This is a genomic window from Pasteurella canis (assembly GCF_900454865.1).
Lineage (GTDB): Bacteria > Pseudomonadota > Gammaproteobacteria > Enterobacterales > Pasteurellaceae > Pasteurella > Pasteurella canis.
Genome location: NZ_UGTV01000015.1, coordinates 1,300,611 through 1,313,585, shown reverse-complemented (window position 1 = coordinate 1,313,585; position 12,975 = coordinate 1,300,611). Strand labels below are relative to the sequence as shown.

The window sequence follows — 12,975 nt, the reverse complement described above, 5'->3', positions numbered from 1 at the left end:
AAATCATATTATAAATATTATTTTTTGTTTAAAAATCAATCATTTTGATTGATAAATGATCTTTAAGATGATAAAAATATCTATATTTCATAAAAAATTAAATTTATATATATTATTGGAATAGTGGTTGGAAAAAGAGGATATTTAAGTATGAATCGAATTTTTAAATCTAAATGGTGTGCAGTAAAACAAAGTTATGTAGCATGTTCAGAATTATCTAAACGAGCAGGTAAAATAGCTGGTGGTGGAATGATTTTATTGGCAGCATCGAGCATAGTAAATGCAACGAATAACTTACCTATTACCATATCTACGACAGGAGAAGTCACAGGGAAAAAGTATGATCAAACTCTAAATAATAGTTTCTTCAATATTAATAACGGTGCTGTTGCAACGCTCAAGGGTGATATGAGTTTTAATGTCAAGGCGAATGGTGATAATGAAACACGCATTGATGTGACAAATGGTAGTCTCGTAACAGAAGATAAGCTGTCGATTATGATCACACCTGAAGCATCAGTAAAGCATTCTCGACCAAAAGGTATGATTATTCGTGGTGATTCTAATAGTCGGATTAAAGATTTGAATGTGGACGTCACCTTAGCTAGTGAAGAAGATAAAGATAATGGAACACCAGATAGTAACGCCTCTTATGGTGTGGCATTAGGCTATGATTCTCAAGGTGGAGAAAATGGTAAATATGCTCGGCTAATTGTAGATAATGCTGATATTAGTGTTACTAATACTGTCAATACTGTACAGGGGAGTAAAACTGTTACGAAGTCTGTTTTAGTTTTTCCTATAACAGCAAAAGTTATTTTTGGTCATCAACTATCAGGGTTGAAGATTTATAGAAAAAATGGTGCAACACCTGAATTTATTTCAAATGGTAAGTTAAATATTAATGTGACAGATAGTAGTACAGCTAAAGCAGGCGACTATTTAGTTGGAGTGTATATTTCCGGAAATGGGTCGAAAGCAGTATTTAATGGTGATACGACAATTAGCGTAAAAGCAAATGGTATTAACTCTGCAGGGATCAAAATTGGTAAGCCAATCGAGAAAAGTGTTGAAACAGGTGAAAAAGGTGCCAGTGTCATTTCTCATGGTAAGCTTATAGTCGATACTACAATGACAAAAGAATCAGCAGCGGTTCGTCTTTTTGGACAAAACTCTAAGTTTGAAATTACAGGAGAAAAAACAGATCAAGCATCTGAAATTAAGTCAGGTAATTCTGCTATTGTATTTGACACACAGGACTATAAAACATTTGCGGATGTAACGTTTGCAGGAAGAATAGAAACCTCTCGTAATGAAAATAATACAGATAATAGTGTGAAGCTCAAAAATACTATTTTGACGACTACATCTGTAACAGACTCATTAATTAAAGTTAAAGCAGAAAGAGTAAGAGACCAGAGTTTTGGTCAACAAGGTCGATTTTCAGATCAATTAACGCATGGTAATTTTAATGTCAAGAATGCGACTTTTACTTTATCTGGAGAAAAATCATTCGCCAGTGCAGCAGAACAAGGATGGTTGGTTGAAGTGCAGGGACAACGCAATATTTCATCTGATCTTAATGTGGATATCTCCGATAAAGCTGTTGTTGAAGGATTAATGTATAAAGCACTGTCCTCTAAACTTAATGTTAATGTAGATACTAATGCCGTTTGGAATTTGAAGAAGAAGAAAGGCGATATTACGACTTCTGTTGTGAATAACTTAACTTTATCAAATCAAGCGATCTTGGATGCAGGTAAATATCTCACAGAGGCTGATAAAGCACATTATACTTTGAAACTTAGTAGTGACAGTACAAGAAGTGATGGCTTGTTAACCAATTCTGGTACTATCACTATGGATAATAACTCCCACAATGATGTATTAACTTTAGAAGGGAATTATACTGCTAAATCAGGTGCTACTTTAAGAGTTAATACTTTATGGAATACACCAGGAGATGAAAACGGCATTAACTCGAAATCCGATTTACTTGAAATAAAAGGCTTTGCTTCTGGAAAAACACAAGTCTTTGCAAGAACTGTGAATACACATCAACAAGATTTGATTGATGGGAGTATTGGTAGTATAAAAAATGACTTGAATACTCATAGTGCACCTATTGTCCGTATTTATAATCCAATAGAAAGTGAACATCATGCTTTTGTTGGTACGGCGAGAACAACTGGCGCAGGTCAGTTACAGTTGAAAGAAGTAGATAAAATGGATCCAACAGGAGGTCAAAGGGTACGTGAGTATGTATGGACTTTAACAGTTGCAAATACGGCTCAGCCAATTTTAGATTCAACAGTTGCAGCTTACACACAAATGCCTCTAGTCAATTTAGAACAAAGCTATATGACAGTAGGAACATTACATAGTCGCCGTGGAGAAAACCAAATATTTAATTGGGATTATAGTAATGATATTTCAGGTCAAAGTTGGGGACGTATAAGAGGTTCGCACTTACACGCTAAAGGTAAAACACGTTTAGCTTATGACACAGATATGTTAAGTGCTCAAATTGGCTATGACTTTGCACTACAAAGAACAAATGATAAGGGATATCGTTTAACAGGTGTTTATGCAGCATATACACGAGCAAATGCTGATTTCTTCGATCATTTACGTGCAGAACATGCATTAATATTAGAAGATAAATACACTGGTAAAGGGAAAGCAACAGGCTGGGCACTTGGTATAAATCATACACGTTATGCAGAGAACGGTAGTTATCTTGACTTAGTTGGTCAATTGACTTTTTTGAGTAATAAATATACATCTCGTGAATTGTATAGTGCAAAAAATAAAGGAACAAGTTATCTAGTTTCAGCAGAAGTAGGTCGCCCGTTTGTATTAAATAAACATGAGAGAAACCAAGCTAATTGGTTAATTGAACCACAAGCTCAATTGAGTTATCAATACCTTGATATGGCAGGTTTTAATGATAATCAACGCCAAGTTGAACAAGGTAATATACATAGTTTACGTGGTCGTTTAGGAGCAAGACTGGCATATAATCAACCTGCAGGCTATGAGAATTCTCAGACAAAAACTTTCTATTTAACAGCAAATTTATTACATGATCTTAATCATGCGAAGTCAGTCAAGATCGGTAAAGACAAGATACGTGATAAATATGAGAAAACTTGGTGGGATATTGGTTTAGGTATTCAACATCCAATTAGTCAAAAAGTGTATGTTTATATTGATGTAAGTTATAAAGGTAGTTTTACGGGAGAAAGAAAGCATGAAGGGTATCGTGGCGGAGTAGGCTTAAAATATAACTGGTGATTAATGTTAAATAAGGGGGAATATTTCTCTCTTATTTATCAAGCTAAAAAATGAATTTAATAACTTTAACTTTGGTTTCATTAACCATGTTAGTTTATCAGGCTTATGATCACTTTGTGATGTAAGCTATCAATAATGTGATAACGAAATAAAAAAAGCAACGTATGACAATGTTGCTTTTTTATTTTATATAATATGCGTAAGGCTTAAAGAAAAAACATATCATGAATCAAGAAAAAGAGAATATGATATCGGAGATAACTTATCAAGCATGCATTGTGCTGTTGCTTATTTTTATAGTTTTTTGATAGCAGTATGAAAAATAGGGCTTTATTAAGCCAATCGAATAATAGTATTTTATATTTGAATAATTATTTAATAGTTTTCAGGTTTTAGTATGGCATTACAAATCGGTATTGATTTAGGTACAACAAATAGTTTAATTGTACAATTTATAGAGGGAGAAACGCGTTTAATTCCTAATCGATTAGGTCATTATTTAACGCCGTCAGTGATTAGTGTTAGCGATGACGACTCTCTTTTAGTGGGCTTACCTGCACGTGAACGCTTATCAACTAACCCTCATTTAAGTGCGGCTGCATTTAAACGTTTTATGGGCACGGATAAAGTCTTTTATTTAGGAAAGAGAAAATTTCGTGCAGAAGAATTATCGGCGCTGATTTTAAGAAGCTTGAAAGAAGATGCAGAAGCGTTTTTAGGCGAAGAAGTCACGGATGTTGTCATTACAGTACCAGCTTATTTTAATGCAATTCAGCGCCAAGCGACGAAAGCCGCGGCACAAATGGCTGGATTAAACGTATTACGTTTGCTTAATGAACCTACTGCGGCAGGCTTAGCGTATAATTTACAAGAAAAGCCAGATGATACTCGCTTTATGATTTACGACTTAGGTGGCGGTACATTTGATGTTTCAATTCTAGATTATTTTGATGGTGTGGTACAAGTATCGGCGAGTGCGGGTGACAATCATCTTGGTGGTGAGGATTTTGTACAAGTTGTTTATCATTGTTTCCTTCAACGTTGTCAAACCTTGACAGAAAAAGAGCGCGCGACAATTACTGAAAATAAAGCTCTCTGGCAATTATTTGAAAGTGCTAAACGTACATTAAGCCAAGAAAAATTTGTTGATATTACTTTAGTGATAGATGAAAGAGAACATTCTGCGAGAGTGACTTTTGATGAATTTTATCAAGCATCACAAGGTTTATTAGCACGTTTACGTAAACCTTTAGAAAGAGCGCTACGTGATGCTAAATTACGTCCGAGCCAAATTGATGGCATTATTCTTGTAGGTGGTGCGACAAGAATGCCAATGGTTCGCCATATGATTGGTCAGCTGTTTCAACGGATTCCACAAGCTAGTATTCACCCTGATGAGGCGATTGCTCGTGGTGCTGCCGTACAAGCGGCTTTAATTGCGCGTCATGCCAGTGTAGAAGAGGTTGTCCTGACGGATGTGATGCCTTTTTCCTTGGGGACAAATACGGTGAAAGAGTTTGATGGGCGGAATATTGGTGGACAATTTGCCCCTATTATTGAGCGTAACATGCCTGTTCCTGTTTCTCGTGTGCAGACTTTTAGTACCGTGTTTGATAATCAAACTCAAATTCACTTTGAAATTTTGCAAGGTGAGTCACCATTAGCAAAAGAAAATTTACAGTTAGGTGAAATGAGTATCCATGTCCCCGCAAAACCTGCAGGGGAAGTGCTAGTAGATGTGCGTTTTAGTTATGATTCTAATGGGCTATTGGAAGTGGATATTAGTAATCAAGAGTTAAATTTGCAAGTATCGGATATTTTTCAACAAAATGCACAAAGTTTAACAGCAGAGGAAATCGAGCAATCTCGTCAAAAATTGACCGCACTTAAAGTACATCCACGTGATCAAGCACAAAATGTTTACTTATTGGAAAAAGCAAAACGTCTATATGAAGAATATCTTGGTGAAAATCGCCAGATTATCAGTGAGCATATGGGCTATTTTTTGGCTGTACTTGATAGCCAAGATGAAATTCAAATTCGTCGAGCACAAAAACATTTTAGTGAATTTCTATCCCGTTATGATGGTGGCTGGTTGTTATAAGTAAGTTGGTGGTGATTTTTTATGAACTGTTGGGCTATCTTAAATATTGAGCCGACGAGTGATGAGCGCGCTATTCGTCGCGCTTATGCTAAGCAAGTCAAAATAACACGTCCTGACGAGGATGCACAAGGCTATCAACAATTACGAGAAGCATTTGATGAAGCATTATCTATTGCACACTATTACCAAGAGCAAGAAGAGTGGGGGTGGGAGGATAGTGCTGAAGATGTTATTCCATCAGATGCATTACCTCAACCTGTTGTTGTGGCTGAGCAACAAATCGCTACGCTAGAGCACCTAACAAGCAACCTATTAGATGCTACAACAAGTCAAGATGAAGTTCTTACTCCTATTCAAGCGCCAAATCTTGATACTTGTAAGCAGGTTGATGAACAGTTAGTTCTAACCCAAGATGAATCTGCCCTTGGGTCAACTTCGCCAACAGAGACACAAAATGTCCATACGTTTGTTAATCAACAGACTATGAATATTAGCTTAATCTCCGTAGAGCATGCACTAGCTGATATTCAACAACGTTTTGAGCAAAAAGGGGCAAAAGGGTTAGTTGCTGATTGGGAACAGATTCAAGCACAGTTAGCCCGTTTACCTTTGGAGGATAGCAATCATGCTTCTTGGTTATTATGGCAATTTTTAAAAGATAATTTAATTACAAATCCTTATTTATGGACCCAGTGGTCAAATTATTTTAATTGGCATGATGATTATCAAGTTGATAATTTTTTATCTTTTGATGAACAAGAACAATTAAGAGAGTATTTATTTATTGCAGATTTAGTTAGTGATAGTTCTTTTGGTGTTGAGGAATATCCAGTAGCCAAGAAATTGATGAGTCAAATAGCCAAAGGGCGTCATTTTTTACTCAATGTTTTTTATACTTTTTTGGTCTACCCATTCTTGTGTTATGAGCAACCAAAGGGATATCGTTTTTTATTTGATGAATATAATTTCGCTTTTTTAAAAATACATCAACGTAGTAAATATTTAAGAGTGCTACTGAGAGCTTATCTGATGTATGTTTTATGTTTTTTACCTATTCAAGCTCAATCTGGTTTTACAGCTCAAGTGCTTTCGATGAGTATTTTATTTTTATTGATGATGGGGTTATTTGCCATTTTTGCTCCAATAGTATTGTATTTTGCACCAAAAAATCAGTCTTTTAGGTTGGTTGTAGGCGTGATATTGCCTATATTACTGTTGATACCTCTCTATTTTCAGCAATTAGATAGCTTTATTATGCAACAACCATTGTTATGTTTTGTCATGGTGTGTTTTTTGTGGGGTTGTATCGATAATGAACTAGGTTGGCACAAGTTTGGTTATAACTTAGCGACATTAGGATTATTTTGGTTATTTGGTTTGCAAGGGCAAAATAGCGGGTTAGATGGTTTTCTTATGATGTTGGGGCTAATTTGGTTGAATAGTAATTTATTTTTGACTCAATATTATCCTGCTATTTATATGTATTTATATGACAAGATGAAGACTCCTTTTTTACAATTACCTAAAAAATTTACTGAGCTGCCTTTGTTTGTGTTGAGTAGCCTAATCAGTATACTATTATGGTTCTGTTTATTGCCATCATTGGTGGGAAATTGGTTAGCAAGGACACATGATAGAGGTAGTCTTTTTGAGATTGTTGTAATTGCGCTATTGATATTAGCTACTTTGAGTCAATTCACTGACTATGCATTATTTTTATTTTATCCAGTATTATTATGTCTTTATCTATTCCAACTGGCTATCAAGAAAGTCGTTTTTTATTTGTGGGATTGAAAATAATAAATAAGGAAAACGCATGATGAATAAAATTAAACTCCCTCCTCCTGTTGTATTTATAGGCTGTGCAACCGCAATGGGATATGTGCCTGCTTTAATGACTTTTCCACAGTGGATCTGGTTGATAGCAAGTTTAGTTTTTGCGAGTATGTTAATCGCAGGTATGAGTTTGTGGCAATTTTTACAGGCGAGAACAACAGTGAGTCCACTTGCATTAGAACAGACCTCTACATTAGTTGTCGCTGGTGTCTATAAAATTAGTCGTAATCCAATGTACTTGAGTTTAGCTTTGTTGTTATTAGCTTGGGCGCTCTGGTTGGGTAGTTTAAGTGCGGTCATTTTTTTCATTCTTTTTATTGTAGTGATGACAAAGTGGCAAATTAAACAAGAAGAACAAGTGTTAGAGCAGCTATTTGGACAAACTTATTTAGATTATAAACAGAAAGTAAGACGCTGGTTATAAAATGAAAGAATGGAATAAAAAAGCAAAGTGACTTGAACGCACTTTGCTTTTTTGTTTGTAGTAATAGATTATTTAGTTAAATCAACTTGATAAACTGCAAATCCAATTTCATCTGTGCCTACTCGTTTTACTGCGTATTGTGCTTTTTCCTCAATAAATTGTTTTGCTTTTTCACTTGGAGATGTTTCAAAACGAATATCCAGTTTGGCTTTTGTATTAATTGGCGCGATACGCCAGTTTTTATCTGCGCTAGGGCGAACCTGTCCATGTGTTTTACTTTCAGATGTAATGTAATTAGCCAAAATTTGACGGTTTTCATCTGGTGCTGCAAAGACAATATGGCTATCGCCTGTGCCAGGGAATTTAGCACCATAAGCACGATAATTGTTGGTTGCAATTAAGAATTCTGCTTTTGGATCAACTGGTTTACCTTGGTAAGTTAAATTAATGACACGATGTGATTTATCATTAATTAATTTACAATCACCATCATAACGTGCTGGTTGAGTGATATCGAATTGATATTGCACACCGTCAATTACATCAAAATTGTAAGTACGGAAACCTGTCCAATCTAATAAACTTTGTGGTTGTTCATTATTTGGATCGATTTGTTTGAACATACCAGCGCTACATTCCAACCATTCTTTTAACTCCGCACCAGTAACTTTTACTACAACGAGTGTGTTTGGGTAGAGATACAAGTCTGCTGCATTACGGAAAGTCAAATCGCCTTTATCGACTTCAGTATAACCTGTAGGATCATTCTTACGACCACCTGCTTTAAATGGTGCTCCCGCACTTAAAACAGGTAGTCCAGTTAATTCTGGTAAACCTTTTACTACATTTTCAACATAGGCTTTTTGTGCTTGGTTAACAATTTGAACCGTTGGATCATCCTGTACTAAGGCTAAATAGCTGTACATATTATCATCTGCTTTACCAATAGGCTGTGACACAAATTCACGAGTGGCTTGGTGAACAGGTGCTAAAAGTGCGCTGATTTCTGGATGGTTTTCAACAGTAGCTTTTTTGTTTTCTGCATCATAAATAGGGCGTAATTCTGCTTTACCATCAGTGACTAACCATTTGCCATTTACTTGTGATAAGGTTAAATCAACGACACTAATGTTGTTGCCCCAGTAACCAGCCATACTTTCTGGTACACCTTTAACTGTTCCTTTTGCGATATCAACATTAGGTGACTTTGCAAATTCTTTATTTGGGAATAATCGATGTGCGTGACCGAAAATAATCGCATCTAACCCTTTTACATCAGCAAGGTGGAATGCGGCATTTTCCTCACCTTCTTGGTATGGTTCATCAGATGGACCCGTGTGGGCGAGTGCAACAATAATGTCAGCCCCTTTTTGTTTAACAATTGGTACATATTTTTCTGCTGTTTTCTTGATGTCATGTGCTAGTACTTTACCATCAAGATTTGCTTTATCCCAAATCATAACTTGTGGTGGCACAAAACCAATATAGCCAATTTTGAGCATGTGTTTTTTACCATTGCTATCAACGACTTCTTTTTCTTGGATAAAATAAGGTTGATAACGTGGCTCATTAGAATCTGCTTTGACAACGTTAGCATTAATAATAGGGAATTTTGCTTGACGGATTGAGTCATCAAGATAATCTAATCCATAGTTAAATTCATGGTTACCTAAGGTTCCTACGTCATATTGCATTGCATTTAATGCATCAATAGCGGGGTTTGATTTACCTTCTTTGTAACCTTTAGCTGCTTGATAATCTGCGATTGGGTTCCCTTGAATTAAGTCGCCATTATCAACTAATACACTATTTGGAACCTCGTTACGTGCTTGTTTGATTAATGATGCGGTGCGAGTAAAGCCAAACTTTTCGGTTGGTGCATCTTTGTAATAGTCAAAATCAGTTAAGAAACTGTGTACATCTGTTGTGGCAATAACGCGTAATGAAACCGAATTTTGCGCAGCAGCAGATACATATTTAGAGGCAGTAAAAGTTAAAATACTGCAAGCACCTAATTGTAGAAAACGTCTTCTATCCATAATGACTCCTTAATGTAGAAATGAGAAAAATTAGGGGGTATTCATTCTAGAGAAATTACAGTGACTTCTCTAGTGATTTCTAACCAGAGAATGTGATCTGACTCATAAAATAGAGAAAAAGTGCGGTTTATTTTTATCAGATTTTGTTATAAAAATCCCCTCAATTGAGGGGATTCGCGATAAACTAGTTTGAGCAGTTACAATGTTCTGCTTTCTTAGCAAAACGTTCTGCAACAAAATCCCAGTTTACTACATGCCAAAATTCTTTAATGTAGTCTGGGCGACGATTTTGAAATTTTAAGTAGTAAGCGTGTTCCCAAACATCTAAGCCTAAAAGTGGGTAACCTTCACAACCTGCAATTTCTTTACCCATAATAGGCGAGTCTTGGTTTGCTGTTGAAACAACTGCTAATTTTCCATCGGCTTGTAAAACTAACCAAGCCCAACCAGAACCAAAACGTGTTGCAGCTGCTTTTTCAAATTCTGCTTGAAAAGCTTCAACAGAACCAAAATCGCGAACGATAGCCTCTTTTAAAGGGCCTTGCAAAGTAGTACCTTTTTTTAGACTTTTCCAGAATAAACTGTGGTTTAAATGACCACCTGCGTTATTACGTAATGCTGTAAATTTATCTGCAGGTACTTGTGATAGTTTGCTTAATAATTCACCAGGGCAAGCACTAGCGAACTCAGGTAAATTTTCTAATGCCGCATTTGCATTATTTACATAAGCTTGGTGGTGCTTAGAATGGTGAATTTCCATTGTCATTGCATCAAAATGTGGTTCTAATGCATCGTAGGCATAGCCTAATTCAGGTAGAGTGTAAGCCATAGTAATTTCCTTAATTGCGTAGAAGTAATATAAATAAAAGGCAATACTGCCAAGAAGGTAACAATATTTTAACAGAAAAATTGATTGAGATCATTATTTCTCTGTTTTTTTAACAAAAAGAGAAGAGCAGATTAAAACTATCTGCTCTATGATTTTTATATATAACTAGGCGCAACGAGAATCGACATTCGCAGCAGCAATTGCAACCATGTTAATAATACGTCGTACTGAAGAGGCCGCAGTAAGAATATGTACTGGTTTCTTCATTCCCATTAAAATTGGTCCTACTGTAATTGGTGTTGCTGTACCCTGTAGTAAGTTTAAACTAATACGCGCAGCTTCCATATTTGGCATAACAAGTAAGTTTGCCGCGCCTTTTAATGGGCTATCAGGCATCGTTTCGTGACGTAGCTTTTCATTTAACGCCACATCACAATGCATTTCACCATCAATGATTAATTCTGGTGCTTTTTCTTTTACTAATGCTAAAACTTCGCGCATTTTGACCGCACTTGGGTCATCAAATGTACCAAAATTAGAATGTGATACCAGTGCAATTTTAGGCTCAATACCAAAACGACTTACCTCGTTTGCAGCCATAATCGTAATTTCAGCAAGCTCTTGTGCAGTTGGATTTTGGTTAACAAAAGTATCTGTGATAAATAAATTACCAGTTGGTAAAACTAACCCATTTACTGTCGCAGGTGTTGGTACACAAGGCTGGACTCCAATGACTTCTTTGATGTTACTTAAGTGAGATGCGTAAGGACCAACTAGACCGCATAACATCGCATCTGCTTTCCCTAATTCAAGTAACACGGAGCCAATGACGGTTGGATTATGAAGCATTTTACGTTGTGCACCCGCTGGAGTAATCCCTTTACGCTTGAGTAAGTTGTAATACTCATGACAACACTCTTCAAAGTAAGGGTTATTTTCAATATCTACTAATTCAAAATCACGTCCTTCTTGGAGCTGTAAACCAAGTTGTTTAATTTTTTGTTTAATTACACTTGGTCGTCCTAATAGAATTGGTGTTGCAATCCCTAAAGTGGCGATCTCTTGTACTGCGTGTAAGACTCGAGATTCTTCTCCATCTGTTAATAATACACGTTTTTTGTTTTGCTTCGCTTGGGCAAAAACAGGTTTCATGAATAGGTTCGTTTTGTAAACAAACTGTGTCAGTTTTTCAATATAAGCATCAAAATCTTCAATTGGGCGTGTTGCTACCCCTGAGTCCATTGCTGCTTTTGCCACAGCTGGTGCGATTTTGACTATCAGACGTGGATCGAATGGCTTTGGAATAAGGTATTCTGGTCCAAAGGACAATTCTGTTTCACCGTAAGCAGATGTCACCACTTCGCTTTGCTCTGCTAGAGCAAGATCGGCTATTGCATGGACTGCTGCGAGTTTCATTTCCTCATTAATGGCAGTTGCACTGACATCTAATGCACCGCGAAAAATGAATGGGAAGCACAGAACGTTGTTGACTTGATTTGGGTAGTCAGAGCGACCTGTGCAGACAATGGCATCTGGACGCACTGCTTTTGCCAGTGGTGGTAGAATTTCTGGATCTGGGTTGGCGAGTGCAAGAATTAATGGATTTGCTGCCATAGTTTTGACCATATCTTGTGTTAACGTACCTGCAGCAGAACAACCTAAGAAAATATCTGCATCATTAATCACTTCGGCTAAAGTACGCTTACCATTATCTTCAATCGCGTAAAGTTTTTTCGTTTCATCCATTCGCTCATCGCGTCCATGGAAAATGACACCTTTAGAATCACATACCACAATGTTTTCACGTGGTAAGCCAAGGCTCACTAATAGATTTAAGCAAGCAATAGATGCGGCGCCAGCACCAGAGGCGACTAATTTAACTTTAGCGATATCTTTTTTCACAATGCGTAAACCATTTAGTACGGCTGCTGAGCTAATAATTGCGGTACCATGTTGATCATCATGAAACACAGGAATTTTCATGCGCTCACGTAACTTTTGTTCAATGTAAAAACATTCAGGTGCTTTAATATCTTCTAAATTGATCCCGCCAAAAGTAGGTTCAAGTGAGGCGATAATATCAACAAGTTTATCTGGATCACTTTCATCAATCTCGATATCAAAAACATTCACACCAGCAAATTTTTTGAATAGCACGCCTTTGCCTTCCATAACAGGTTTACCAGCAAGTGCACCGATATTACCTAGACCTAAGACTGCACTACCATTCGAAATAACTGCTACTAAATTACCACGTGATGTATAGCGATAAGAGGCAGCAGGATCGGCTTGAATTTCAAGGCAAGGCACAGCAACACCCGGCGAATAGGCTAATGCTAAATCCCGTTGTGTCGCAAGAGATTTAGTCGGTGTGACTTCAATTTTTCCAGGTGTTGGATATTCGTGGAAATCCAGTGCGGCTTGACGTAATTGTGCATCCATAAAA

7 protein-coding genes are annotated in these 12,975 nt (G+C 36.7%); 4 read left to right on the top strand and 3 right to left on the bottom strand.

Features of this window, described 5'->3' with window-relative positions; translation table 11 throughout:
• The first annotated feature begins 150 nt into the window (after nucleotides 1-150).
• The 4 genes from DYE19_RS06765 (at nucleotide 151) to DYE19_RS06750 (ending at nucleotide 7,661) form a co-directional block, all read left to right on the top strand.
• Nucleotides 151-3,297 (top strand): autotransporter outer membrane beta-barrel domain-containing protein, encoded by a 3,147-nt coding sequence (locus tag DYE19_RS06765; protein WP_115323062.1) that lies wholly within the window; start codon nucleotides 151-153, stop codon nucleotides 3,295-3,297.
• A gap of 397 nt (nucleotides 3,298-3,694) precedes the next feature.
• Nucleotides 3,695-5,401 carry a molecular chaperone HscC gene (locus tag DYE19_RS06760; RefSeq protein WP_115323061.1) on the top strand — a complete coding sequence of 569 codons (1,707 nt, stop codon included), beginning with the start codon at nucleotides 3,695-3,697 and terminating at the stop codon, nucleotides 5,399-5,401.
• Nucleotides 5,402-5,422: 21 nt separating this feature from the next.
• The gene (locus tag DYE19_RS06755) at nucleotides 5,423-7,195 is read left to right on the top strand and encodes a J domain-containing protein (protein ID WP_115323060.1); all 1,773 of its coding nucleotides are present in this window, start codon (nucleotides 5,423-5,425) and stop codon (nucleotides 7,193-7,195) included.
• Between the two features lie 22 nt (nucleotides 7,196-7,217).
• A complete protein-coding gene (locus tag DYE19_RS06750; RefSeq protein ID WP_255313127.1) occupies nucleotides 7,218-7,661 on the top strand; it encodes a methyltransferase family protein in 444 nt (147 codons plus the stop codon).
• Between the two features lie 68 nt (nucleotides 7,662-7,729).
• Here the strand turns inward: DYE19_RS06750 and cpdB are convergent, their stop codons facing one another.
• From cpdB to DYE19_RS06735, 3 genes are all read right to left on the bottom strand, one after another.
• Nucleotides 7,730-9,703: a 2',3'-cyclic-nucleotide 2'-phosphodiesterase gene (gene cpdB / locus DYE19_RS06745; RefSeq protein ID WP_115323059.1), complete on the bottom strand. Its 1,974-nt coding sequence runs from the start codon at nucleotides 9,701-9,703 to the stop codon at nucleotides 7,730-7,732.
• A gap of 181 nt (nucleotides 9,704-9,884) precedes the next feature.
• On the bottom strand, nucleotides 9,885-10,529 hold the full coding sequence (gene sodA, locus DYE19_RS06740; RefSeq protein WP_115323058.1) for a superoxide dismutase [Mn]: 645 nt from the start codon (nucleotides 10,527-10,529) through the stop codon (nucleotides 9,885-9,887).
• A gap of 165 nt (nucleotides 10,530-10,694) precedes the next feature.
• Nucleotides 10,695-12,971: an NADP-dependent malic enzyme gene (locus DYE19_RS06735; RefSeq protein WP_115323057.1), complete on the bottom strand. Its 2,277-nt coding sequence runs from the start codon at nucleotides 12,969-12,971 to the stop codon at nucleotides 10,695-10,697.
• Between the last annotated feature and the right edge of the window lie 4 nt (nucleotides 12,972-12,975).

Bases quoted from the DNA above. Each gene is read 5' to 3' on its own strand.
- DYE19_RS06765 (WP_115323062.1), top strand. From the start codon at position 151: ATGAATCGAATTTTTAAATCTAAATGGTGTGCAGTAAAACAAAGTTAT.
- DYE19_RS06760 (WP_115323061.1), top strand. From the start codon at position 3,695: ATGGCATTACAAATCGGTATTGATTTAGGTACAACAAATAGTTTAATT.
- DYE19_RS06755 (WP_115323060.1), top strand. From the start codon at position 5,423: ATGAACTGTTGGGCTATCTTAAATATTGAGCCGACGAGTGATGAGCGC.
- DYE19_RS06750 (WP_255313127.1), top strand. From the start codon at position 7,218: ATGATGAATAAAATTAAACTCCCTCCTCCTGTTGTATTTATAGGCTGT.
- sodA (WP_115323058.1), bottom strand. From the start codon at position 10,529: ATGGCTTACACTCTACCTGAATTAGGCTATGCCTACGATGCATTAGAA.
- DYE19_RS06735 (WP_115323057.1), bottom strand. From the start codon at position 12,971: ATGGATGCACAATTACGTCAAGCCGCACTGGATTTCCACGAATATCCA.